Origin of the sequence: Clostridium sp. 'deep sea' (assembly GCF_014931565.1) — a bacterium.
Classification (GTDB): domain Bacteria; phylum Bacillota; class UBA994; order PWPR01; family PWPR01.
In genome coordinates this window covers 102167-128196 of the sequence record NZ_CP063353.1, presented here as the reverse complement: position 1 = coordinate 128196, position 26030 = coordinate 102167, and the positions used below count along the sequence as shown (strand labels likewise).

Annotated in this window: 27 protein-coding genes; 4 read left to right on the top strand and 23 right to left on the bottom strand. The window is 32.3% G+C overall.

The features are described from left to right. Positions 1 to 45 precede the first annotated feature (45 nt). The 3 genes from IMX26_RS00635 to IMX26_RS00625 all read right to left on the bottom strand — a co-directional run bounded on the left by IMX26_RS00635 (position 46) and on the right by IMX26_RS00625 (position 3241). Positions 46 to 1137: a BMP family ABC transporter substrate-binding protein gene (locus tag IMX26_RS00635; protein WP_195159794.1), complete on the bottom strand. Its 1092-nt coding sequence runs from the start codon at positions 1135 to 1137 to the stop codon at positions 46 to 48. A gap of 25 nt (positions 1138 to 1162) precedes the next feature. Continuing rightward, positions 1163 to 2116, bottom strand: coding sequence for a ribokinase (rbsK, locus tag IMX26_RS00630; RefSeq protein WP_195159793.1), 954 nt, complete (start codon positions 2114 to 2116; stop codon positions 1163 to 1165). A gap of 132 nt (positions 2117 to 2248) precedes the next feature. After that, positions 2249 to 3241 carry a LacI family DNA-binding transcriptional regulator gene (locus tag IMX26_RS00625; RefSeq protein WP_195159792.1) on the bottom strand — a complete coding sequence of 331 codons (993 nt, stop codon included), beginning with the start codon at positions 3239 to 3241 and terminating at the stop codon, positions 2249 to 2251. 196 nt (positions 3242 to 3437) lie between these two features. On the opposite strand from IMX26_RS00625, the gene IMX26_RS00620 reads away from it, so the two are divergent. Continuing rightward, positions 3438 to 3986 (top strand): DUF402 domain-containing protein, encoded by a 549-nt coding sequence (locus IMX26_RS00620; protein WP_195159791.1) that lies wholly within the window; start codon positions 3438 to 3440, stop codon positions 3984 to 3986. 45 nt (positions 3987 to 4031) lie between these two features. Further along, the gene (locus IMX26_RS00615; RefSeq protein WP_195159790.1) at positions 4032 to 4577 is read left to right on the top strand and encodes a DUF402 domain-containing protein; all 546 of its coding nucleotides are present in this window, start codon (positions 4032 to 4034) and stop codon (positions 4575 to 4577) included. Positions 4578 to 5337: 760 nt separating this feature from the next. Here IMX26_RS00615 and IMX26_RS00610 read toward each other — a convergent pair. The 4 genes from IMX26_RS00610 to IMX26_RS00595 form a co-directional block, all read right to left on the bottom strand. Beyond that, complete coding sequence (locus IMX26_RS00610) at positions 5338 to 5616, bottom strand: late competence development ComFB family protein (RefSeq protein WP_243259266.1); 279 nt, start codon at positions 5614 to 5616, stop codon at positions 5338 to 5340. A 30-nt stretch (positions 5617 to 5646) separates the two neighbouring features. Continuing rightward, a complete protein-coding gene (locus IMX26_RS00605) occupies positions 5647 to 6849 on the bottom strand; it encodes an HDOD domain-containing protein (RefSeq protein ID WP_195159789.1) in 1203 nt (400 codons plus the stop codon). Between the two features lie 305 nt (positions 6850 to 7154). After that, entirely contained in the window at positions 7155 to 8624 is a 1470-nt protein-coding gene (locus tag IMX26_RS00600; protein WP_195159788.1) for a flagellin, read from the bottom strand. 111 nt (positions 8625 to 8735) lie between these two features. Next, the gene (locus IMX26_RS00595; protein WP_195159787.1) at positions 8736 to 9374 is read right to left on the bottom strand and encodes a hypothetical protein; all 639 of its coding nucleotides are present in this window, start codon (positions 9372 to 9374) and stop codon (positions 8736 to 8738) included. Between the two features lie 1615 nt (positions 9375 to 10989). Between IMX26_RS00595 and IMX26_RS00590 the strand changes: the two genes are divergently transcribed. Continuing rightward, positions 10990 to 11715, top strand: a complete 726-nt coding sequence (locus tag IMX26_RS00590; RefSeq protein ID WP_195159241.1) for a transposase — start codon at positions 10990 to 10992, stop codon at positions 11713 to 11715. A 67-nt stretch (positions 11716 to 11782) separates the two neighbouring features. Further along, complete coding sequence (locus IMX26_RS00585) at positions 11783 to 12316, top strand: IS110 family transposase (protein WP_347707918.1); 534 nt, start codon at positions 11783 to 11785, stop codon at positions 12314 to 12316. A gap of 1482 nt (positions 12317 to 13798) precedes the next feature. Here IMX26_RS00585 and IMX26_RS00580 read toward each other — a convergent pair. The 16 genes from IMX26_RS00580 to fliQ all read right to left on the bottom strand — a co-directional run bounded on the left by IMX26_RS00580 (position 13799) and on the right by fliQ (position 26022). Then, positions 13799 to 14164: a GxxExxY protein gene (locus tag IMX26_RS00580; RefSeq protein ID WP_195159785.1), complete on the bottom strand. Its 366-nt coding sequence runs from the start codon at positions 14162 to 14164 to the stop codon at positions 13799 to 13801. Positions 14165 to 14229: 65 nt separating this feature from the next. Then, positions 14230 to 14550 (bottom strand): hypothetical protein, encoded by a 321-nt coding sequence (locus IMX26_RS00575; RefSeq protein ID WP_195159784.1) that lies wholly within the window; start codon positions 14548 to 14550, stop codon positions 14230 to 14232. Next, complete coding sequence (gene fliS / locus IMX26_RS00570; RefSeq protein WP_195159783.1) at positions 14540 to 14941, bottom strand: flagellar export chaperone FliS; 402 nt, start codon at positions 14939 to 14941, stop codon at positions 14540 to 14542. The genes IMX26_RS00575 and fliS overlap by 11 nt, the downstream gene beginning before the upstream one ends. Before the next feature lie 18 nt (positions 14942 to 14959). Beyond that, on the bottom strand, positions 14960 to 16864 hold the full coding sequence (gene fliD / locus IMX26_RS00565) for a flagellar filament capping protein FliD (RefSeq protein ID WP_195159782.1): 1905 nt from the start codon (positions 16862 to 16864) through the stop codon (positions 14960 to 14962). 10 nt (positions 16865 to 16874) lie between these two features. Further along, positions 16875 to 17228 carry a flagellar protein FlaG gene (locus IMX26_RS00560; RefSeq protein WP_195159781.1) on the bottom strand — a complete coding sequence of 118 codons (354 nt, stop codon included), beginning with the start codon at positions 17226 to 17228 and terminating at the stop codon, positions 16875 to 16877. A 192-nt stretch (positions 17229 to 17420) separates the two neighbouring features. Next, positions 17421 to 17651, bottom strand: coding sequence for a carbon storage regulator CsrA (gene csrA, locus IMX26_RS00555; protein WP_195159780.1), 231 nt, complete (start codon positions 17649 to 17651; stop codon positions 17421 to 17423). Between the two features lie 22 nt (positions 17652 to 17673). Next, on the bottom strand, positions 17674 to 18108 hold the full coding sequence (locus IMX26_RS00550) for a flagellar assembly protein FliW (RefSeq protein ID WP_195159779.1): 435 nt from the start codon (positions 18106 to 18108) through the stop codon (positions 17674 to 17676). Positions 18109 to 18118: 10 nt separating this feature from the next. Beyond that, on the bottom strand, positions 18119 to 19057 hold the full coding sequence (locus IMX26_RS00545) for a hypothetical protein (RefSeq protein ID WP_195159778.1): 939 nt from the start codon (positions 19055 to 19057) through the stop codon (positions 18119 to 18121). Positions 19058 to 19068: 11 nt separating this feature from the next. After that, on the bottom strand, positions 19069 to 20487 hold the full coding sequence (gene flgK / locus IMX26_RS00540) for a flagellar hook-associated protein FlgK (RefSeq protein ID WP_195159777.1): 1419 nt from the start codon (positions 20485 to 20487) through the stop codon (positions 19069 to 19071). Between the two features lie 11 nt (positions 20488 to 20498). After that, the gene (locus IMX26_RS00535; RefSeq protein ID WP_195159776.1) at positions 20499 to 20978 is read right to left on the bottom strand and encodes a flagellar protein FlgN; all 480 of its coding nucleotides are present in this window, start codon (positions 20976 to 20978) and stop codon (positions 20499 to 20501) included. 15 nt (positions 20979 to 20993) lie between these two features. Continuing rightward, complete coding sequence (locus IMX26_RS00530) at positions 20994 to 21305, bottom strand: flagellar biosynthesis anti-sigma factor FlgM (RefSeq protein ID WP_195159775.1); 312 nt, start codon at positions 21303 to 21305, stop codon at positions 20994 to 20996. 17 nt (positions 21306 to 21322) lie between these two features. Next, complete coding sequence (locus tag IMX26_RS00525; protein WP_195159774.1) at positions 21323 to 22093, bottom strand: flagellar hook-basal body protein; 771 nt, start codon at positions 22091 to 22093, stop codon at positions 21323 to 21325. Positions 22094 to 22097: 4 nt separating this feature from the next. After that, complete coding sequence (locus IMX26_RS00520) at positions 22098 to 22868, bottom strand: flagellar basal body rod C-terminal domain-containing protein (RefSeq protein WP_195159773.1); 771 nt, start codon at positions 22866 to 22868, stop codon at positions 22098 to 22100. 47 nt (positions 22869 to 22915) lie between these two features. Beyond that, the gene (locus IMX26_RS00515) at positions 22916 to 23644 is read right to left on the bottom strand and encodes a FliA/WhiG family RNA polymerase sigma factor (RefSeq protein ID WP_195159772.1); all 729 of its coding nucleotides are present in this window, start codon (positions 23642 to 23644) and stop codon (positions 22916 to 22918) included. A 17-nt stretch (positions 23645 to 23661) separates the two neighbouring features. After that, positions 23662 to 25698, bottom strand: a complete 2037-nt coding sequence (gene flhA, locus IMX26_RS00510) for a flagellar biosynthesis protein FlhA (protein ID WP_195159771.1) — start codon at positions 25696 to 25698, stop codon at positions 23662 to 23664. A 54-nt stretch (positions 25699 to 25752) separates the two neighbouring features. After that, positions 25753 to 26022: a flagellar biosynthesis protein FliQ gene (gene fliQ, locus IMX26_RS00505; RefSeq protein WP_195159770.1), complete on the bottom strand. Its 270-nt coding sequence runs from the start codon at positions 26020 to 26022 to the stop codon at positions 25753 to 25755. Positions 26023 to 26030 lie beyond the last annotated feature (8 nt).

Below are 26030 nucleotides of genomic sequence, written 5' to 3'. Positions count from 1 at the left end.
GTAATTAAAATAAATAATATGTTTTTATCCTTATTTCTTTTTTTATTAATTTACTGGCTTAACTGAATCTCTAATATCTTTTACTTCCTGTGTTGTCATACCAAAGGCAGAGCTAATGGTAATTTCACCATTGGTAACAGCCTTTTCAACCTCTTCAATTTTAGCTTTTGCTTCATCTGTTAAAAGGTTATTGTAGTATTCGTTTTTAGCTAAACCAACACCATTTTCTTTTAGTCCCATTTCCTCATGTGTACCATAAGCTAATGTACCTTCAACATGCTTTTTAACGGCTCTTAAAATAGCTTTGTCTAAGTATTTAACAGCAGAGGTTATAATATGGTCAGCCTTTTCTGGGGCTGTATCTTTAAACATTTCGGCTTGATCTGAGTCTACACCTAAGGCATATTTATTTGAATCTTTTGCGGCTTCAATAACGCCTAGTCCAGTTTTACCTGCTGCACTAAATACTACATCTGCGCCAGCATTATATTGAATTGTAGCTAACTCTTTACCTTTAGCAGGATCAGCAAAATCACCTGCATAAGAGATATACATTTTAATTTCAGGATTAATATACTTTGCACCCTCAATATAACCAACTAAAAAGTCGTTGATACCAGGTAAATCCATACCACCTAAAAATCCAATAGTAGATTCTTCATTGGCTAACTCCATGTTAGAATCGGTAACTAATGCAGCACATACACCTGCCATAAATGATAGTTGATTGGTGCTATAAAACATTGAATAAACATTATCAGGATGCTCAGTAATTGATGTATCAAAGTTAATAAAGCGCTCTTCTGGATATTCACCTGCTAAGCGATTCATTAATTCTGTAGTACTGTTACCAGAAATGATAACATCATAATCACCATCAATTACGTCTAAGAAATATGGCTCCCACTTTGTAGAATCTGTGCCCATTTCAAAAACCTTGGTGTCAGCATTTAACTCAGTTTTAACTAATTCTAAACCCTTATTAGCCGCATCAAAAAAGGACTTATCTCCTAAAGTACCGGCAATTAAAAGGGCTACTTTTAGTTGATTCTCGGGTGCTTCTGCTTTTGGAGTACAACCAGCAACAGTAAAGACTAATACAGACAACAATAAAGCTAATACTAAAGTCTTTTTCATGTTTTTCTCCTCTTCAACCACTTAATTATCTTTTTATTAACATTCTCTCAGAAACCCCTACTTTGTTTACAAACTCACTAACCTCTTGGGCAGTGGGCATTGCTGTTTGGGCACCTAATTTTAAGGTGCAAAGCGCTGCCGCTGCTTGGGCGTTTGTAATGGCCTCTGGAAAAGAATATCCTTGTGATAAATAATACAGTAATGCTCCATTAAAGGTATCTCCGGCACCTGTGGTATCCTCGGCATTAACCAAATAACCTTTATAGTGATAAACTTCATTTTGATAAAAATGCAATACCCCATAACTACCAATTGTAATGATTAAATTTTTCACACCCTGTGTTAAAATTTGCTGACCAACTGCTACTAAGTTATTAATATTGGTCGTATCAGTATTTAAAGCTTTATTAACTATTTGATAAGCCTCAGTTTCATTAGGTGTAAGAACATATAATTTACTTAGTAACTCTGGGTTTAGTTTTTGGCAGGGTGCGGGGTTTAAGATTATTTTTTTACCCTTTTGATAAGCCAAAGAAATAATCTGCTTTACAGCCTCTAGTGGTATCTCTAGCTGTAATAAAATAAACTCACATTGGTCTATTAGCTTTTCATAAGCTAATACATCATTAATAGTAATCTCTTTATTAGCATTTTGCATAACCACTATATTGTTATGGGCTTGTTCATCTACGGTAATAAAAGCTAACCCTGTTCCTGAGCTTTTGCTAACAATTACCCCTTGGCAATCTATATTATGTTGATTAAAGTTATTTAGATAAGCTTGACCAAACTTATCTGCACCAACTCTTCCTATAAAGGCACACTCAGCCCCTAACTTTGCACAAGCAATGGCCTGATTTGCACCTTTACCACCAAAAAAGTATTCTCCACTACTCGCCAATATTGTTTCACCTACCTTAGGTAAGTGATTAACCTTTGCTACTATATCTTGATTTATGCTTCCTATTACAAGTATCACAGTGATAATCCTACCTTTCAAAAGAGCCAGGAGTGGTGGTTATTAATTAAAAAGGCTTTTTATTTTAATCATAACTATTAAAACTTTGGCTCTTACAGAATATAACTAGACCACTCCTTGTATTTATAACTTTTAATTTGTTGAATTTCGTATAATTAGTTTAGCTTTAAGGGTTAAGTCTTTGATATTTGTATCTTTGTTTTTTATTGAATCAAAAAGTATTTTGGCAGATTGCCTACCAATTTCATAGGACTCTTGCCGTACGGTTGTTAACTCTGGGTGTAAGTAGCTAGCTAAGGTAATGTCATCAAAACCAATAACCGAGACTTGATTTGGAACCTTTATACCTTTTTTGGCTAAGCCTTTTATAACCCCAGCTGCTATTAAATCGTTACCACAAAAAAATGCCGTATAATCTCTATTTAACATATCAATAGCCTGTTCTCCCCAAGCAGGGTCGAATTGACCAATATAAATATCGCTATCTGAGGCTTCTAAGCCAGCATCTCTACAGGCTGTTAAGTAGCCTCTTTTTCGTTCAACAGAAGGCATAATGTTTATTGGGCCTGAGATAAAGGCAATCTTTTTATGATTTTTAGCTATTAAGTATTGTACTGCTTCATACGAGCCAGTGTAGTTATCGGTAATAACCCTGCCCACTATGTTAGAGTAATTGGCCTCACGATCTATTGTTACCATAGGAATTTTGGTAGTAAGCTTAAGCTCTTGTTCATTATCTCGAATAATAGCAGGTACAATAACAATTCCCTCCACCATTTTTTCGTTTAAGGCTTGTACACTAGCTATTTCTTTGGCTAAGCTTTCATCGGTATTACAAAAAAACACACTATAAGCCTCTCTGCCAGCCTCATCCTCAACACCCCGAGCCAACTCTGGTAAAAAGGGGTTGCAGACATCGGGAATAATTAAACCAATGGTATTTGAGCGTTTGGTAACCATGCTGCGGGCAATATTACTAGGTATATAATTGTATTCATTAATAAAACTCATAACTTTATCACGAGTTTTTTGGCTAATATTGTTATCTTTTTTATTGATAATTTTAGAGACAGTAGTTGTGGAAACTCCAGCCATACGTGCAATATCTTTAATAGTAATTGCCATAATACACTCCATTGTTATTTTTAGGTAAACGTTTTAGTAAAACGTTTACCTAAGCATTATATCAACCCCCTAAAAGTTAGTCAATACTTTAACTTTTATACTTTACAATATTTCTTTATAAGCAACTGGTAAATCCCACAGGCATTTAATTAATTGTGATATAATTAATTTTACTTATTATAGTAGGAGAAATATTATGAAACGTAGATATGCAGATTATAGAGAAACTGCAATTGCTAAAAAACGAACTATGCTTACTTATATGCAAAAGCCAGAGTTTACCGGCTGGGCTTATCTATTATGTATAGATGAAATAGCTAGCCCCATGATTGATGATAATATTGGCATAAAAATGTGTATTGCAGATAATGGCTATGTATATATTCGCTACTTTCCGGATAACGAAAACTACTGTATAATGGCTATTTTTAATGAAAAACACCAAGCTGTAGAGTGGTATATTGACATAACAACAGGTACCCAATTTACAGAAGATGGTCTGCCATTTTACGATGATATATACCTAGACATAGAGGTTTTACCAAGCGGAGAAATCTTTTATTTAGATGAAGATGAGTTAGAAGATGCCCTAAACACAGGTGATATAACCCAAAACCAATATAACAAAGCTATAAAAGATGGTCAGAGTTTGTTAACTAAAATAGTTAACAATGAATATCAGCTACTAGCAAAAAGCCAAGAACATTTAGTGGAGTTGTTACAAGAAGTTAATAACAGCTTGTAATTTTAAAAACACTTATTTTAATAAAAAAATAATGGGAGTTGAAATATGAAAAGAAAATACGGAGATGCCCGAAATCTTAGTAAAATTACAAAAAAACGTGTTTACCTAAAACACTTTAATAATACCGATTTTAAAGGGCATATTTCTTTAATTTGTGTAGATAACATAACCGAGCCAATAAACGTTAATATTATTAATAAACAAATGTGTTTAGTTAATAACGGTTATTACTGGCTTTTACAATACCCTAAAAATGAAAACTACTGTTTAATGAGCATGTATAATGATAAAAAACAAATTATTCAATGGTACATAGATATTCATAGTGGCTATGAAATTGGCCCAGATAATGTGCCTAATTACAATGATTTATATCTAGATATAGCTATTTTAAACTCTGGCGAAATTTTATTATTAGATGAAGATGAACTAGCAGAGGCGTTAGAGAGTGGAGATATTAATGAGGAATTATATAATTTAGCTAATAACGAAGCTCATAAAATCATGCAAGATATTATAAATAAAAAGTTCAGTATTGTTAATACCACAGCCAAGTATTTAGAAATCATGCTTGAGGAAGTTGAGAAGTAAGAGCTTAGTTTTTTTAGTATTACCATAAAGGTTTGAGGGATATATCTTATAAAAACATAATTTCCCTTAATACTGCGGGAGCATAAAATGCTTCCCCTACCCTCAGGTTACGTTATTTTGAGTTGTAGTTTTAAAAATGTCACTTTATTCTTACACCTTACTGGTTTTGTTATTACCACAAAGGACTCGAAGGACACAAAGGGGTTACTGGTTTGGCTTTAATTATTGCTTTATAAATGATGTTTGCAGTTAATGTAACACCTCTTTTTCTTTTCTTCGTGTTCTTGGTGTTCTTGTGGTTTATTAATAAAAGTTAGGTTATACCTGTTAGTTTGATTTTTAAACCTTAGGTTTTGAATTGTAGTTTTAAAAATGTCACTTTATTTATATCTTAGTAGTTTTTTATTACCACAAAGGACTCGAAGGACACAAAGAGGGTTTGTGGTTGGCTTTTATTATTGCTTTATAAATGATGTTTGCAGTTAATGTAACACCTCTTTTTCTTTTCTTCGTGTTCTTGGTGTTCTTGTGGTTTATTAATAAAACTTTGTTATACTTGTTAGTTTGATTTTTTAAGCCTAAATTATGATTTACAGTTTTAAAAATGTTACCTAAATCTTATACCTTACTGGTTTTGTTATTACCACAAAGGACTCGAAGGACACAAAGAGGGTTTGTGGTTGGCTTTAATTATTGCTTTATAAATGATGTTTGTAGGTAATTCTTTACATTAACAAAAAACGTCTATATAGACGTTTTTTTAGATCTCTTCTTCTTCGTTATGACGAGGGTTGCTTGATACTGTATCTATGGCTTTTGTTATGGCTCTTGTTACGTCTGCATTAAATTGCATTAAGAATTGATTTAAACGCATAAATACTTCGCCTTTTTCGCTGGCGTAGTACATGGGTTTGAGGTGGTTTAGGGCATAGGCTTTCATATCATCAATACATGTTTCACATTTACAAATATCATCGTAATCATCGAGTACTTTAGGTAATAGCTTATCTACTACTAACTCCATATAATTTATTACCACTATATTCAGCTCCCTTTAATAATAATTAAGTTACAGCTCTATTTCGCCAGCCCATTTTAATGCCTCAACGTATAGCTCCATAAAGCGGTCGTTTTCTACGTTAAATGTGCCTTTATTTTGCAACTCATCCCACTTTGCTTTTTCGAAGCTATTTATTTTATCTAAAGTTTTTGCTATATCGCTTCCGTCTTTTAATAAGGCATCTTTAATGCTTGACGAAAACGGTATCTCACTAACAATTTCTTTCATTTCTTTGCATAATAATACATCTATTAAAGAAAATAGTCCTGTTACAAAGTACTCCTCCGACCTACGTCCTAAACCGGCTTCTTTGGCCAGTAACTCCATTAATTTGCCTCTTATTAAGCTGTTTTTAATTACCTCATTATTTTGTTTATCACGTGTGTCTTTAAACATCATTAAATAAACCCATTTTTTGAGCTCATCTACGCCTAATACGGCTAAAGCATGTTTAATTGATTTTACCTCATAACGTGTTCCGTATTGCACATAGTTAGAAATTTTTAAAATTTTGTAGGTAAGGTCAACATCATGTTCACAAATTTCAGTAATTTTATTAAAGTCCACAAACTGTTTATTAAGCTCTGTGGCAATGCGTAATAAAGAGGTATTAAGAACTTTGCGTTCATTGCTTTTTACAATTATAGGTTTGCTAAAAAAGTAACCCTGAAAATAGTCGTACCCCATATCTCGAGCTATTTTATATTGCTCACGGGTTTCAACTTTTTCGGATAAAAATTTGGTTCTTCCTTTAAAGGCTTTTATAATTCTTTTTTGAACTTCAATATCAATTTTACCATATTCAACTTTTATGATATCTGCTAGTTCAATTAAACTTAAATATTTTTGGTTAAAATTAAAGTCATCTAAAGCTAAAATATAGCCCTGTTCTTTTAAATTTTTACATGCCTCAATTACTTCGGGGGTAGGGTTAACTCTCTCTAAAATTTCAATTACTACTTCATCTTTGGGCAAAGCAAGGGGTATACCTTTAACAATTAAATCTTCAGAAAAATTGATAAACGCCCGTGAACCAAAAGTAAGGTCTTCGAGTTGCATTGTTAAAAATACATTGTTAATTAACTCCGAGGTTGCTTGATTATCTTCTATTCCCTCAAAGTAGTTTTTAGTACCGCCTCTATAGAAAAGCTCATAACCATACACCCTCATTTTACGGTCAAAAATAGGTTGTCTGGCAACATATACGTGCATTAAGCTGCACCCCCTTTTGTGGTATAGAGCTAATACTAATTAGTTCCTAAATTTAATAATATTTATAAGTAGCCTGTTACATTTATCAAACAGTTTTTAATAAAAAATAAAATTATAATATCAATAAAATACAAATACTAATAAAACATTAAGTAACAAGCTCTGTAATAAAATTACTAATATAATTATACACGTTTTTTTATTACTAGTTCAAGAAAAATTATAAATTTTTTACTATAACTGCAATTAAAGCAAGGGAGCAATCCCTTGCTTTAATTAGTTGTTTAATTAAGGTTATTAATTAACTATCTTAATAACTGTAAAACGCCTTGAGGAGCTTGGTTAGCTTGAGCCAACATAGATTGAGCAGCTTGCTGTAAAATGTTTAACTTAGTATAGTTCATCATTTCACTAGCAATGTCTACGTCTCTAATGCGAGACTCAGAAGCCTGTAAGTTCTCAGTTGTTGTGTTGAGGTTATTAATTGTATGCTCTAAACGGTTTTGGTAAGCACCTAATTTAGAACGCTCAGCAGAAACCTTAATAATAGCATCTTCAATTGTTGTGATAGCTGCACTTGCTGCAGGTTGACTAGATATGTTTACACCAGCTGCTGTGTGAGCACCTTGATCTAATTCACCAGCTGCAAATGTTGCTGCGCTTGCTGAGTCTAATTTTATATCTACTGTAGCATCTACAGTACTATCTAATGTAGTACCATCAAAATTCAATGTAACACCATTGTTTGCTGCACTTGTAAAGGTTACAGACTCTACATCATTTTTAACAACCATTTCTTCACTATTAAATGTAAGTTTAACTTCACCTGCACCTACACCTAAAGTTGTAGCAGCAACATCATTTTTATCTGTAACTCCAGCTGCACCAGTACCCGCAGCTGTTAAATCTATACCTGCATTAGTCATAGCAGTATTTAAAGCAGCAAATGCTTGGTTATTTTCTAGCGTTAAAGTAATTGTTTTTGCATCATGATCAATAGAAGCAGCAACAGCAGCACCGCCAACAATATTTATTTTATAATCATTATATAGTGAAGTATCGTTAGTTGATGCTAGAGCTAATGTTCCATTTCCTAAAGATGCAATATCCCACTCAGCTTTATCTGGGCTATTATCTGCAGTTAACGCAAGAGAAGCACCATCTACAACAGCTGTACCAGTTGTTGTTCCTAATTCAACAGAAGAAACTTTTACAGCACCAGCTGCCACTGTAGCACCCAATACATCTCTAGAAACGCCTAATGTTTTAGCATCCATAGCACTTAATGATAAAGAAATATCTTGACCTGTGTTAGCACCAATGTGGAATTTAACTTCGCCGATTTTACCGTCTGTTAATCCACCATTAGAGATTTTTTTGCTATTGAACTCGGTATTGTTAGCAATACGAGTAATCTCTTTAGCTAATTCGTCAACCTCTTTTTGAATTTCATCACGCTCAGATTGAGTGTTTGTATCATTTGAAGATTGAACTGCTAATTCACGCATTCTTTGAAGAATACTGTGAGTTTCTTGTAAGGCACCCTCAGCTGTTTGAATTAAAGAAATTCCGTCTAAAGCGTTATCAGAAGCCTGCTCTAAACCAGAAATTTGGGCACGCATTTTTTCAGAAATAGCTAAACCAGCAGCGTCATCAGCAGCTGTGTTAATTCTTAAACCAGAACTGATTTTTTCTAAAGATTTAGACTGTTTTGAACCAGTTGCACTTAAGTAACGATTGGCATTCATTGCCATAAGATTGTGATTAATTCTCATTATAAATTACCTCCATGTTTTAAGTATAAACATCCGTGTTTATACTGTTTTTCAGGTTTTTAAGCCTTCATAATTTATATCGGTATTGATTTATTTTACTTTAATATTTTTTCATTTTAAAAGCCAAACAAGCATAAAAATGAGGGGAATCATAAAGGCACAAGTCCAGGCTACGGCTTTAAGTAATCTGTTATCTTTTTCTTTTAGGGTTGTTGGTTTTTCTTTGGCTATGGGCTGTAGCTGTTTATTTATTAAAACGGAAGCATATTCGTTGATAGCTAGCTCAGCTTTGGGTTTTTCGTTTACTTTGTGATGGGTTAAGTTTTCAGTAAAAACAAAAGTGGTGTTTTTAGTTAAATCTTTTTTTACTTTTGTTTTTAACATGTTTTTGCGGACCATGTCATAAATAAGATGATCTCTAGTGGCAGACTGGGCAAACTGCTGCATTAGTTTATAGAGGTCTTTGCTTATTTCGGGCACCTCTTTTACGGCATTGGGGTTGGGCATGTTTTGGGCAAGTTTGGGGTTTTGAGTTTTATTAAAATACTGTTTTACTTGGGGGTTGTTTAAATAACCAATTAATTGCTCATAGCTGGTAATCTGCAAAGTACTAAAAAGAGCTAAAAGCTGATTAGTTTGGTTTTGGTTTAAACTAAAGTTTTGTAACAATTTATTATTAACAGCTGTTTGTTTATTAGCCACATTTGCTGTAACTGTAGACTTATTAAAGGTAAAGTTACGAATTTTCATCTTTACCACCCCCTGTTACCTTTATGTTCGGTGAGTTAGTTATTTTCTTTAATTTAGTAATGTTTGTAATTAAGAAAAATGTCGATATGTTTTTTTGTAACCACTAAGTTTGTAAAAGTTTTTAAGATTTTAAACTAATGTAAATATTTAAATATAAGCTTTAAAAATCATACTTCACAATTAGCTAAAATAATTTTTAACCGCTAAGGGCGCAAAGGGCACGAAGAGGTTTTTGGATTTAACTTAATTGGTGGTTTAAAAATGAAGCTTTGCATTAAATTTTCTGAAAATGGATTGACTATAAAGTAAGATGCTGAGGCGTAAAGATTACTATTAAGCAATACCATCTTCTTTTCCCTTCGTGCACTTTGTGGTACTAAATCATTAACTATCTACTTTAAGCTCAATTTTTAAACCTCAATATTTCTAATTTACTAACAGCTTTAAAAATCACACTCCCCAATTAATTAAAATAAATTTTTAACCACTAAGGGCACAAAGGGCACGAAGAGGTTTTGGAATTTAACTTAATTGGTGGTTTAAAAATGAGTCTATATAAAAAGATTTAAAAAAATGGATTGACTATTAATGAAGATGCTGAGGCGTAAGGATTACCATTAAGCAATACCACCTTATTTTCACTTCGTGCACTTTGTGGTACTAAATCATTAACTATCTACTTTAAGCTCAATTTTTAAACCTCAATATTTCTAATTTACTAACAGCTTTAAAAATCACACTCCCCAATTATATTAAAATAATTATTTAACCACTAAGGGCACAAAGGGCACTAAGAGGTTTTTAGATTTAACTTAATTGGTGGTTTAAAAATGAAACTATATAATAAAACTTAAAAAAAATAGATTGACTATAAATTAAGATGCTGAGGCGTAAGGATTATCATTTACCTGCCACACCTTCTTTTCCCTTCGTGCTCTTTATGGTATTAAAAACATTACCTATTAACTTTAAGCTCAATTTTTTAAACCTCCATATTTCTAATTACTAACAGCTTTAAAAATCACACTCTCCAATTAGATTAAAATAATTATTTAACTACTAAGGGCACAAAGGGCACGAAGAGGTTTCTGGATTTAACATAATTTGTAGTTTAAAAATGAGTCTATATAATAAAAACTTAAAGAAATGGATTGACTATTAATTAAGATGCTGAGGCGTAAGGATTACCATTCAGCAATAACACCTTATTTTCCCTTAGTGCACTTTGTGGTATCAATCCCTTAACTATTTTCTAAGAACTCGATTTTTAAACCTCAAGTGAGATCTTACTCAGGCGAACACAAGATTCGCCCCTTGTATAATTAAGATATAAAAAATGAATAAGGATTAAAACGAATAATAGTTAGGTATTCAGAAGTATTGTTTGTGATTGAATAGAAGTTCAACCACTTAACCTTACTCTAAATTCATAGTAACATAATGCTATGAGAGATATACGTACGCCCCTTGAATGACTCTTAAGAGTTTATATTCGTGACGTAGTCTGTAATTATGTGAGTTTCATTGGTTTAGCTGGTTGAATTTCTCTTGATCATAAGCAAGAGAACTATTCGGGTAACGAACAAGGTTAATGACTCACAATATTACTCTCATTTTGGATAGAAAGGAACTTACTATGGCTAATTATTATAACGTACCTGTTGCTGGAATTGATGTTGCTGCAAACTTCTCAGTTGTTACAATTCTATCTCCTAATGGAGATATTTATAAAAAAAATTTGAAGTTTCATCATAATCTTGATGGACTAACCAAGCTTGTAAATCTTATTAATAAAATAGAAGAAGAGTTTGGTGATAGTCCCAAGTTATTTTGTGAAAGCACGGGAATATATCACTTAACTCTTCTTCATTTCCTTAGAAAAAACCAGAAGGATATATCTGTGATAAATCCTCTGATATCTAATTCTAACAGGAATTTTAATATTAGAAAAGTGAAAAATGATAAAAGAGACTCTCTTTCTCTTGCAAAGCTTGGTAAATTCGACAATGTTAAAACTTCAATGGATATTCCAGAAGATTTTTTGCACCTTAAATTTTTAGTTAGAGAATATTATAACCGGATAGATGATAGGGCTAATGTTAAAAAAGAGTTTTCTAATTCCTTGAATGTTTATTACCCTGGGTTAAAGAAAGCTTTCTCTAATATATGTTCTAAGACAGCTCTCGCTTTTTTTGAAAACTATCCTACTCCTCAAAGTTTTATTGATGCAGTGCAAGATGATGTAATTCATTTACTAAGAACAACTGCAAAATGTGGCTTAGAATGGTCTAACAAAAAGTATCTAGAACTACTTCAAATAGCTAATGAGGCTCTTTTTTAGGCATTAACTCAATTTTTTTGCTCGTAAGGTTACACGTTTTCTTGCTAGTTATAAGTTCCATACTGAACTGATTGATGATCTTTATGCTGAAATTAATGTTTATATTAATGATGCTGATTTTGGAGCTAAATTCCATGAGGATTTAGACCTATTATCTTCTTTTAAAGGTCTAGGTTCAATGACTGCTATTACCTTACTTTCGGCTATAGGCTCTATTGATAATTTTTCTAAACCACAGCAATTAGTTGCCTTTTTTGGTGTTGATCCTAGTGTTAATGAATCTGGTAAGTTTAAAGGTGACAAAAATAAGATGTCTAAAAGAGGTACTTCTATTGGTAGAAAGGTATTATATTCTTTTTCTCTACACTGTATTAGAAAAAGCCCTAACCAAAAACCTGTAAACTCTACTCTTCATCATTATTACCATGAGCAATTAAAGCATAAGAAAAAGAAAGTTCGCGTTGTTGCTGTTATGAATAAGTTACTTAGATATGTTTTTTCTGTTCTTAAGAATAGAAATCCTTATGTTGTTAGAGACCCTAAAATTCATAAAAGGATGTTTGTTGAAAACAATTCTAAGAAAAATATCTTAGCTGCCTAATACTATACTTCATTTTTTATTGTTCGGCTTTTTCGGAAGCCTTATTAAGTGTACTCTTATACCTACTCTTATTTTTTTTATTTCTTATTGACTAATGCTAGCTGGACTACGTGTAACAGTATCTTTTTAACTATTACATTAAGCTTTTAAAATCACACTCTCCAATTAGTTAAAATAAATTTTAAACCACAAAGGGCACAAAGGGCACGAAGAGGTTTTTGGATTTAACTTAATTGGTAGTTTAAAAATGAAGCTTTTCATAAAATTTTCTATAAATGGATTGACTATTAATTAAGATGCTGAGGCGTAAAGATTACCATTAAGCAATACCACCTTATTTTCCCTTCGTGCACTTTGTGGTACTAAAAACCATTAAATATTAACTGCAAACTTGATTTTTAAATCTCTAATACTTGTAATATAATTAAAGCTTTAAAAATCATACTCTCCGGTTAGTCTAAATAATTTTTTAACCACTAAGGGCACAAAGGGCACTAAGAAGTTTCTGGATTTAACTTAATTGGTGATTTAAAAATAAAACTTTGCAATAAAATTCCTGAAAATGGATTGACTATTAATTAAGATGCTGAGGCGTAAGGATTACCATTAAGCAATACCACCTTATTTTCCCTTCGTGCACTTTGTGGTATTAAAAACATTACCTATTAACTTTAAGCTCAATTTTTAAACCTAAAATATTGTAATTTAATAACAGCTTTAAAAATCATACTCTCAAATTAGTCTAAATAAATTTTTAACCACTAAGTGCACAAAGGGTTTCTGGATTTAACTTAATTGGTAGTTTAAAAATGAAGGATTAATAATTAAGACTTAAAAAAATGGATTGTCTATAGATTATGCTGCTGAGGCGTAAGGATTACCATTTACCTGCCACACCTTCTTTTCCCTTCGGGCACTTTGTGGTACTAAAAACCCTTAACTATTTCCTGCAAGCTTGATTTTTAAACCTCAAATATTGTTACATTAATCTTTAAAAATCATACTCCCCAATTAGATTAAAATGGTTTTTAACCGCTAAGGGCGCAAAGGGTATGAAGAGGTTTCAGATTTAACTTAATTAGTGATTTAAAAATGAGACTTTACAATATAATTTCTAAAAATGGATTGACTATAGAGTAAGATGCTGAGGCGTAAGGATTACCATTTACCTACCACACCTTATTTTCCCTTCGTGCTCTTTGTGGTACTAAATCATTAACTATCTACTTTAAGCTCAATTTTTAAACCTCAATATTTCTAATTTACTAACAGCTTTAAAAATCATACTCTCCAATTAGTCTAAATAAATTTTTAACCACAAAGGGCACAAAGTGAAAAGAAGATGGTATTGCTTAATGAAAATCTAGTTGCCTCTCAGCATCAAAATTTGTAGTCATTCCACTTAAGTCTTTATTTTACTGTTTACTTGGCATGTATATGTAATTATCAATTAATGTTTTGTAAACAATTGATATATATTATTTATAAAACTACTCTTTTAATTCCGTCTTTTAAAAACCTTGTATTAAAATTAATTAACAAACCCAACTTTTTGTTTGATAATCTCATGTAAGAAAGTAGTTGAGACATATGTAAAGCTGTCAATTTATCTACTGATTTTAATTCAATTACAATTTGCTTTTCCACCAGCATATCAATACGATAACCACAGTCCAGTTTTATGCCTTTATAGAATACCGGTAATCTTTTTTCTACATCAACTTTTACATCTCTAAGCTTTAACTCGTGCGACAAGCATTGTTTATAGGTATTCTCAAAAAGCCCTGGGCCTAACAAACTATGTACCTCAAAGGCACTATCTAAAATTAATTTATATAGCTTCTCCATTACGGTTCTCCTTTTTTTAACATAAGACAAGAGGAACGCTTAGCGTTCCTCTAAATAATTTCATTTTACTGCATTAGTTTTGAATACCCCTCTAAAGCTGTTTGATGTTTTTTTGATAAAGAGATATTTTTTCCTAATTCTGTTTTAATTTCATTTAATAATTTTACTGTTTCTTCATGTTTTTGCAAAACTACTTTTACCTGTTTTTGAATAGTTTTGTCGTTTTTTATTTCCGGGGTAATATATTGTTTCATTTGCTCAATTACTTTGTTCTTGGCTTTATTTAGTTCCTCTAACGACTCTATGTTATCTGTTTCTATAGCGTCTTGTTGTTGTAACGTTAGTTTATGAAACTGCTCTAAACATTGTAAAAAATTAAATGGCATTTTTAGCGCCTTCTCGTTCTACAGTTTTAATAACCTGATACCAAGTTGTTCTAAACTCTTCAACCAGTGTTAAGGCTTCTTTGAGTTGCTCGGGGTCTTTTTTAACGTTACCTTGCATTAATTTATACATAATAAAATCATATATTTTAAGCATTTCTTTAGCTATGGGCATACTCATATCTAGGGTTTTTACTAACTCTCTAATAATGTTTATTGAGTTAGTAATATAATTATGGGCTTTCTCCATATCACTTTCATTAATGCTTTCTATAGCAATATTAATGTCTTTAACACACTCATTATAAAGCATAAGTGTTAGTTCTCCTGGGGAAGCTGTCATAACACTTTGCTGTCTATAAATGTTGGTTACTGACTTTCTATTCTTGTGCATAACCATACTCCCTTTCTTTTATTGACCTGAGAACTGTGAAGCTAACCAACTGCTTTGGGTATTTAGTTGAGAAAGGGCTCTTTCCATAGCAGTGAACCTTCTCCAATAACTTTGCTCTTTAGTATTCATTCGCTTTATGGCTTCTTTAACTCGCTTTTCAAGTTTTTCTATGTTTTTAGAAAAGGTGTTCTCTTTTTGAGAAGCGTCACCATCAACGCCAGCTTTTTCTACTAATATACCTTTTAGATCGTAATCATCACGAAAGGTAGAGATATTACTTTCTATTATATCTGATATTCTTTGAGCAAAACCATTTTCTTTTTGTCTCTGGGCATATTGCTCAGAATCAAGTCTCCTACTATAGTCTATATCTCCCTCTTTATTAAAGAGATCCCATACTGATTGAGCATCTTTTTGAATTGCTTCTTTTAGCTTTGTTTCATCAACTGCTATTTCAAATTTATTATAGTTTTTAGTGGTAGTTATTCCTGCCTCATATAGAGTAGTACTAGCTCCCTCTATCTTACTCCAAAAAGCATCTTTTAAATCATCAACTATTTTATTTAAGGTTGAATCATACTTTACTAAACCACTTTTAGCTTTTTCTTCCCATAGTTTTATTTGATTTTCAGTCATTTCCTTTTTTTGTTCTGCAGTTAATGGCTGGTAATCTTTATAAATTTTTTCACTAACTTTTGCTTCAAGGCTACTTATTAATTCGTTAAAATCACTCACAAATGTTTTAATGGTATCTATCATACCCTCGGTATCTTGGCTTATTTCGTAACTTATGGCTTCGTTAGTAACCTCTTTTAACGAATAACGCACACCATCTATAGTAAAGTTGTTATCACTCCTAGTGATAGGGCTAGCTTTAGATGGGTCATCAAGATAAAACATAGCATCTTTTCCATTAGCATAGATATTTTGAGTAATGTTTATTTTACTATTAGTACCAAATAAATTTCCCTCTTGATTTTCTATCATAACGGCAGATACCGCTCCTGTATCTTTGGTTTTTATAGTAAAGTTATCGTTAAGGCTACTATAAGTCATGGTTACATTGGCCTTAGAGTTATTTATGGTGTCCATTATTTTACGCATAGATGTTGTGTTACTAAACTCAAACTGTTGACCATTTATTTTAAATTTTATATTACTTGATGTTTCACCTAGTGAATCACTAACAGAACTATCTAAGTTAACTATGTTTTTTTGACCATTTTTCATGCCAAGTGTCTCTAAAAAATTGTTAGCTGTAGTACCATCAAACACTTGCACAACACTGTTTTGAGAGTTAAAGCTTATTTTACCGTCCGTAGCACTAGCTTGTATACGATCGGTGCCAAATACTTGATTAAAGTAATTGTTTAAGCCTGTTACTAAATCATCTGCAGAATTAAAGGTTCCTGCAGCAAGTGGAACTTCACAGTAAGCACCATCTAAAGCAATGCCGAAAGAGGTATTGGCAGGTATCGTTAAAGGAAAACTAATTGCTTTTGTTCCATTTAGTCCATTTGCTACTTTTCCAGTACTTACAACTGTTGTAGAAGTTGCTAATTGGGTAATGGCATTAATTGTATGGCTACCCTCTGCTGCTTGTGATTTTGCTGTTATTTCAACAAAACTACTGGAATTATTCGCTATGTTAGATGTTACTACTTTTTTGTTGCTTCCTTTACTAAAAAGGTAGGTATCTGAGCTTAATACATCGAAGTACTTTTTAGAAAAGGTTTTGAACTTAGACATTACTGAGTGATAAATTTCTTGAGTCCAAGTTTCTTTTTGTTTGTTAGCATTAAGCTTGTCAATGCCTGCTTGGTCTTTTGATAAAAGCTTTTTAATGATATTTTCTGTATCTAGTCCACTGGCTAAACCACTTATTCCATTATATTTGGAGTAAGCACTAATATTATTACCCATAATATCTCTCCTAAATTTTAGTATCTAAATTAAGACCAATATACTCCATTAAACCAGCTGCATAATCGAGTAATTTTTGGCTAGGTATTTGTTTTATTACTTCATCTGTTTGAGCATCTATTATTCTAATGACAATTGTGTTTGTTTCATCTTGAAAGTCGTATTCCATACGTTTGTTTTCCAGCATAAAGCTCTTGTTAACATTTTCAACAGCTCTAATAATTTGATCTTCTTTTATATCTAGATTAATTTGTACAGAATTGTTTTGCTGTTTTATAAACTTATCGGGATCAGTATTATTAGATAGTTTACTGTTGTTTAGTTGAATAACTATTGAGTCTACAGGATTGATTGAATTAATCATAAGTGTTAACTCCTTTAAATATTAGAGTTGCATTGTGATGAAATGTAACATAGATTGTTCAACTCATAACAATCTCTCATTTATTATTGTTTGCTGACCTACAATAATAAAACGAGCTGCATTATACAATCATGCAACTAATTTTGTTTTCTATTAATTTTATCGGATAAGCAAGTATTTTCTTTATAGCTATTATTTAGAAAGTTTTTTTGCTAACTCTGTTAGATTAATGTTTTTTGCGTTTAAACTAGAATTAATGTTAAGCTCGGTTACTTGATCAATGATTTCTTGCCTCATTATTCTAATGTTACGAGGAGCTTCTATGCCAATTTTTACGCTACCATTTTGAACCTCTAAAATTGTTAACTGAATATTCTCGCCTATGTGTAATGACTGATTAAGCTTTCTTGTAAGTACTAGCATATTAATCCATCCGTCCTCATAGTTAGTTGCCTAGCTCTACTACATGCCTAATATCATAAGGACTATTGTCTAGAATAATTTGTTTGCCTCTTTTTTTAGACAATGCTAACACTATTGGGCTTTTTAAGTTTACATAAATACTCTTACCATCTTGTGCCAATGAAACAATACAAACAACCACAATATCATTAGAATCACAGACATCTAACTCCTGTAACTCGAGGTCATCTATTTTTATTTCATAGTTTTCATGAACAAAAGTTGGGGGTACCACAACAAAGCTAATATCAGGGTTGTTAATTGATACCATAAGCCTAAATGGGTTATCAATATCATCAGTTTGGTTTACAAATCCAAACTGATGATGATTTTCAAAGCCGTATATACCATTTTTAAATGTAAAAACTGTATCTTGAGAAAACAATTTTGCTGGATAATCCTGAGTATTTATTGTCATATAAAACTACCTATCTTAAAAAATCAACCAAAGTTGGCTGAATAATCTTTGAACTAGCCATTAATGCAGAGTTATATACCATTTCGGATATTTTAAAGTTAATAATAGCTTCTTCATACTCTACGCCCGATACTCTAGATAATAGTTCATCTAAGCTGCCTTTAACTCCCTCATTTTGCTCAAACATACTCTCAACATTACATGTCTTAGTACCAACTATAGATTTAAAATTCTCCACTTTAACAGAAAAATCTATTACCTTAGTGTTTAAATCTTCTAATTCTGTTCTTGTTGCAGCTGGATCTCTTAAATTAGTACATACTCTCTTTAGTACACTAAACAGACTATCTGGTCCAGATCCTGTTAGTTCAATACCTGGCAATGACGTATCTATTTCTGTTGCTTTACCAGTTCGTACAATTAGCTTTTCGCCCGAAAAAGCATCATACTCAGCAGCTGTCATAGTTTCAATACTAACATTATTATAAGTAATATCTCCTGCTGCAGTTACTTTAAAGGGTCTTTCAAAGGTATTAAACCCACCAAAAATATGTTTTCCAGCATACTCTTTATTTAACTGGGCAACAATGGTATCTATCTCTGTTTCTATTGCATTGGCAAGGCCCTGTTTGTCTTCATCGTTGTAGCTACCATTTAAGGCTTTATTTAAACATGTTTTTATTGTTTTAAAAGACTTTGTCATAGAGTTATAAGATGATTCAGCTTCTTCAAATACTGCTTTTGCGTCAGCAATATTGCTAGCATATTGCTCTGCTCTATCTAATTTAATTTGCACATCCATAGTTCTTATAGCATTTACAGGATCATCTGAAGCCCGCTGAAATCTATCACCAGTAGAGGCTTGGGTATGGTACTTATCCAAATTACTATAAACATTATTAAGGTTATTCAACACTCTGCGAGAGAGTGTTTTAGTTGTTATACGCATTTTTCAACCTCCTATTTTAAGTTAATTAATGTCGTAATCATTTCATCTATAACAGATATCATTTTAGCAGAAGCACCATAAGAGTGTTGAAACTGTACTAAGTTTACTGATTCTTCATCTATTGATACTTCACTTACTGCTAACTTTTGATTTTCGATATGATTAGCTAAGGTTAGTTGACTTTTACTTCTATTTTTATAATAGTTAGTATTCATAGCGATGTCGGAAATAACGCCTTGTAATTGCTCCTCAATATTTGAGCTATTACGCATCTTGTCAAATTCTACTATATTTTCACTACTACCCCAATTAGTGTCTCCCACAATTAGAGTTTTAGAGGCAGCAATATTAAATCCACTTGCCAATAAATCATCAGATACTCTAATAGTAAAAGCGCTATAGTTTGCTGCATCTGAGTTAAAAAAGTCTACCCCAGTTCTAGATGGATTGCCACCTATGGGTATAGTATAACCAGCTCTATTTACAGTATTGAAGTTATCAATTGCTTTTTTTGCTAAGGTATCTATTTCGTTCAAATAAAAAGGAATACCTTGATTATCTTTACTATTACCATCACGAATATCCAATAGACCTTTAATTTTACCGCCAGTAATATTCACATTAGATGACGAACCTTGCCAGTATACTTCGCGTACTGCATCTCCCGTAAATGGATTAGTAGTTGAACCAGGTCGCAACTCTATTTTCTCTGTAGTTTCATTTTCAACTAAAGAAACTCCATTTATTTTAACTATAAACTCTCCATTTTCTGTTTCTTTAGTTTGTACAGGAACTAAGGCAGATAATTTATCTACTAGTAGATTTCGTTTATCTCTTAAGTCATTGGCCTTTTGACCATGGTTTTCATAGGCAAAAATTGTTTTATTTAAGCCTGCAATCTCTTCCGCATACATATTAACTTCATCAACCATTAACTCTATGTTATGATCTACTTCACCCTGATAAGTTAATACATTATTACTAATTGTTCTAAATGTATCACAAAGTTTAACTGCATTTAGCACCACAATTTCTCTATTACTTTGATCATATGCGCCATTACTTAAGTTTTCAATGGACTTAAAAAGATCCATAAAGGACTGATTAAGTCCGTGCTTAGAAGGCTCGGACATTACACCCTCAATATACTCTAAGGATTGATGTTTGGTTTGTAGGGTATTACTCTCTGAATTCTCAAATCGGTACTGTGCATCCAGATATTTATTACGAATTTGTGTTAGCTTGTCTATATTAACACCGCCACCTACCGAAGCCACTCCATCACTTACTCCTGTAATAGCTGATTGCTCTACTCTTTGACGTGTAAAGCCTTCTGTATCTGCATTTGCAATATTATGAGCAGTTACATCCATGTTTTTCTGGCTCGCGAAAAGACCAGTTCTTGCTATATTTAGTGAATAAAAACTCATTTTAATTCTCCTTATATAGATTCATCTATAAGTTTGCTTTGAGATGAATTATTAAGATTTGTTTTGTTATAAACTGCATTAGTGGCCAAGCCTAAATAATTTAATGAGAAATTTACAACATCTAATCTGTTTTTAATTAGACTACCATTGGTGGTATTTAATTCATTTAGTTCAACAATGATATCAGCAATATCACTCTCTAAAGTATTTAACTTTTGGATTTGCATAGCAGTAGAGTGTTTTTTTAATTCATCTATGTTAAAATTGTTGCCACCATAACCAACAGTTTTAGCAATATTATTAACCAAAGTTGTTCTTTTTTTCTCTAAAACAGAGAACTTCATAGCTAAAGCAGATTCCGCCTGAATTAAGATATTCATTTCAGTTGTATCATCTTTAACTATGGCTTTTTGCATTTGACGTGAATATTTAATTAGTTTTTGGTAAATAGTTTGTTGTTGTTGTAAAATATTAATTACATTATCAACCATATGCTATTAGCCTTTCTACTTACATTTATCTAAAATACAATTGGCAATTTCTTTAGAGGCTATTTTATATTCTCCCTTTTCAATCAAATCGGATATTTCTTGAAGCTTTGATTCTTTATCATCCATGTTGAGCAGTTTCTTCATTGATTTTTCATAAATTTGATAGTCTTTAGAGATTTTAATATCTGCCTCTTTATTAAAGCTTTTGTCATCGCAGGTCAAAACCTTAGTATCGTTTACTGGGTTATTTTTTTCAAAACCTGTTTGTGATTTCATTTTAACTTCGTTGTACTTTTGTATTGCTTTATTATAGGGCGTAATTTTCAATACAACCGCCTCCTACATTATTTCCTTAATCTATTTGCCATCGATGCCATTTCATCAACAGTTTGAACTACCCTAGAGTTAATGCTAAAAATGCGCTGAGTTTTCATAAGCTCAACCATTTCATATGCAGTGTCTACATTAGATAGTTCGGTAAATCCTTGGCGAACTTTAGCTTTTTGATTTTCATAAGGCTCTCCAGAAGATGCAGTTTCTTTATAAATGCCAAAACTATGCATCTCTAGGTTTGTTGGATCAGCAAAATTTACAACCTTAAGTTTTTGCTCATCCGACATACCCTCATATTTAATATTACCAGCTAAATCAACAGTAATATCACTTACATCTGCTGGTATTTCAACTCTACTACCATTTTCATCAAGTAAGTAATAACCAAGTCCGTTTACAATATTTTTAGTACTAGAGCCATCACCGGCTACAAAAGTAAAGCTACCACCTCTACTATATAGCTCATCACTGCCTTCACTTTGCACAGCAAAAAATCCTTCTTTATCTAACGCTAGGTCTAGTTTTCTACCAGTTTCTATTATTGCTCCGGGGGTAAAGTCTCTTGTTATAGTTGTAAAGTAGGTACCACTACCTGTTTGATAAGTTGTATTAATATTGTTGGGGTAGTTTTTATTAGTCTCGTAGTAAAGGGCATCAGCAAAGCTAGCATAGTTCTTTTTAAAACCCTGGGTGTTAGTATTAGCCATGTTATTTGCCACAACGTTTAAGCCTTTTTGTCTTCTTAATAAAGCCGATCTGGCTGAGTAAAAACCCTGTATCATTTTATTACACCCTTCCTATTTTATTAACAGCTATGCCAAAAATCTCATCTAACATCTGAATTGTTTGTTGCACTGTTTGATATCTTCTTGATACCTCTATTAAGTCAACCATTTCATTAGTCATATTTACATTAGAGCCTTCTAAGAACCCTTGTTGAAACATAGCTTCATCGTCATCCTGCACATTACTTTTGGGTGTTGTAAATGATACGTCTCCAACTTTTTTGATTTGTTTCATGTCTCTAAACTGTACAGCTTTTATTTTATCAACCTCTTCACCATCAACATAAATTCGTCCTACTTCATCAATTGTAAAGTCATTCGATTCAATTTGAATATCTCCGCTCTCACCTTGAACTCTACCTAGGGTTGGTACAATTAAATAACCTTCGTTATCTCTTTTAGTAGTAGCAGATCCTATATACACATCTTCTTTTTTAGTTTTAACAACCATGTAACTATCGGTTGCTAAGGCTATATCTGATTTACGACCTGTATCCTCAAGGTTACCTTTTTCATACGAAGTTATTACCTCACTGGCATAAACACCGGGGGTATACTCTTCCATAAAGCTTGTTTTGGTTATGTCATCATTGCCAAAAACTGATACTTGGCTTTTAAAGTTTCTCAGCAATATTTTATCAAAGCTTTCTGAAACAATGGTATCTTTTTTGAAGCCCATTGTTGCACTATTAGATAAGTTATTAGATATTACATTTACTTTTTCTTGAAAGAACTTCATGGTACTTCCAACATTATAAATACTTTTATCCATTACTTTTCCCCTTACTTGTATATCGGTTAATTAATTTCAAACTTAAACTACAGGTATTCAGAAATATTTTTTCTTAATTTTTGAATAGCTTTTTTCATTATTTGCGAAACACGAGACTCTGATATTTTTAACACTTTACCAATATCTTTTAACTTAAGTTCTTCTTTGTAGTATAAAGATATAACTAGTTGCTCTTTTTCAGTAAGTTTTTCTATTTCATTAGCTAAAATTTGACTTAGTTCTTTTTTTTCAATTACCTGTTCCAGATTGTCTTCGGGATCTCTGCTTACTGGATTAAGTCCTTTATTTAATAGTTCCTCAAAAGAGGCTATTTCGGAATAAGTAAGTTTACCAATTATTTTGTTGACTTGACTTATTGTCATACCTGTTTCAGCTGCTAACTCTTGATTGCTTGGATTCCTAAGCAGTTTTGATGATAATTTTTCTCGTGCATTTTCTATTTTCTTTTGCTTCTCTCGCACTCCTCGAGGCAACCAATCCTGCATTCTCATGTAGTCTTTAATTGAGCCCCGTATGCGTATAGAAGCATAGGTTTCAAATTTTACGTTTTTTCTGCTGTCGTATTTATGTACTGCGTCTATTAATCCAAAAATACCATTGCTGTAGTACTCTTCCCTAACATGAATATTTTCTGATCCATAAAGCTGAGAGTTAACTATTTTTTGAACAATAGGTAGGTACTGCAGTACCAGCTCATTGCGACACTCTATGTTTTTTGTTTGATTATATTCATTCCAAAGATGAATGTTGTCCACAATACATACCCCATTTGTTAAATATTTATATTACCAACTATTTTGATATCACACATTTCATCAATCTCTAGTACAGATAATACATCTATATCACATCTATTTTGTTTTAGTAAGCCTTTTAAGTAGCTTCTCAGCACAGGAGTTGTAACTAAAACAGGGCTATAACCTAAATCCGAGGCTGAGTTAAATTGCTCATTAGCATTTTGAATAAATTGCTTTATTTCATCATGCCTTAAAAATTTGCCATCTGGCTTGTCCCTAGTTACTAATGTATCTGTTAAGCGTTGTTCAAGCTCTGGGTTTATTACCAACAAGTCTATTTGATCATCATGAATAAAGTTAGAGCAAATTTCTTTTTTAATACCCTGTCTTACAAACTCTGTAAGCTCATCTGCATCAGCAACTGTTCTACCATAGTCTCCTAATATCTCTAGAATTTTAGGTAGATTTTTTATTTTCACACCCTCTTCTAGTAGATTACAAAGTACTTTTTGTAATGTTCTGAGGGTAATTATTTCTGGCACAACGTTTTCAACTAATGCTGGATACCGTTTTTGCAAAGCCTCTACAAGTTCTTTTACTTCTTCTAAGCCAACTAACTCATAGCTATAGTCTGTAATAATTTTTGATATATGAGTAGCTATTACAGATACAGCATCTACAACTGTGTATCCTTGCATTTCAGCTTTATCTAAGGCATCTGGTCTAATCCAATATGCCGGTATTCCATAGGTTGGCTCAGTTGTTTCTATACCATCTATTTCTCCTGCATGTTCATCCGATGTCATTGCTAAATAATAGTCTGGTAGTATTTCACCTGAGGCAACATTAAAACCTTTTACTTTAATGCTGTATTGATTAGGCATTAAAGTGTGGTTATCTTTAACCCGTATTTTAGGAAGGATAACTCCCCATTCAACTACGGTTTGTCTTCTTATCATTACTAATCGATCAAGTAATTTACCACCCTGTTTTTTATCTATAAGTTGCACTAGGCTATAACCAAACTCAACTACAATTGGGTCTGTAAAGATATACTCTGTTATATCATATTCTTCTACCTTAGGTAGAGCTGCCGCAGGCGCCGTTACAGGAACAGGCTTGTTTTGATCGGAATATATTCTGTACCCTAAAATAAGTAAAAATGAACCAACAACCATTAATGGTATTTTGGGTAGCCCTGGAATAAACATCATAAGGATTAAAGCAGCACCACCTATAAATAATACAATAGCTTGTGAGGTTAACTGACTTACAATCTCTCTATTTAGGGTATCGGATGAAGCTTTACGAGATAAAATGATACCCGATGCTGTAGAGATTAAAAGTGCTGGTATTTGAGATACTAAACCATCACCTACACTTGCTAAGGTGTAAACATTTACAGCCTGTCCAAAACTTTGTTTACCAATTACAACACCAATAATTATTCCACCTAACAGGTTAATAAATGTTATAACTATACCAGCAATAGCATCACCTTTAACAAACTTACTGGCACCGTCCATAGAGCCATAAAAGTCTGCTTCACGCTGTATATCTTCACGCCTTTGTTTGGCCTGCTTTTCATCTATTAAACCAGCATTAAGGTCTGCATCAATGGCCATTTGTTTTCCGGGCATTGAATCTAAGGTAAATCTTGCTGATACCTCTGATATCCGCTCTGAACCTTTAGTTATTACAACCAATTGAATAATCATTATGATCATAAAGATTATTAATCCTACAACAGGATTACCCTGTATCACAAAATCACCAAAGGTTTTAATTACGTCACCAGCATTACCATTACTACCTAAAATTAAGGTTGTTGACGATATATTTAATGCTAACCTAAACAATGTAGCTATTAATATAATTGTTGGAAATGAAGTTAGTTCTAAAGGTGATTTTACATACATTGCTATTAGAATAATTATTAATGAGGCTGCAATGTTAATTATTAATAATATATCAAGTAATTTTGTACTAACTGGTAAAATAATAAGCAGTACTATACCAATTACAAAAATTGCAATGAAACTATCTTTTAATTTTATTGTTTTTTCCTCCAATTTCTTAATTCTTGTAATCTACATTATTAGTTAGTAAATATAAACTTACAATAATCATAAAATGAATTTTAATACACTTCTATATAACTCTATGGTAAAAGATTTTAAAGACTCTGCTATCCACGGACCAAAAATTACTATTGCTAATAAAACAACTATTATTTTGGGTACAAATACTAAAGTTGGTTCATTGATTTGGGTTGTTGCCTGAAACAAGGCGACTATAAAACCGGTAACTAAGGCTCCAATTAACATAGGAGAGGCCAGTTTTAATACAGTAATTATGGCGTTTTTCAATATAAAAACAACATCTTGTACATCCAATCAATTCA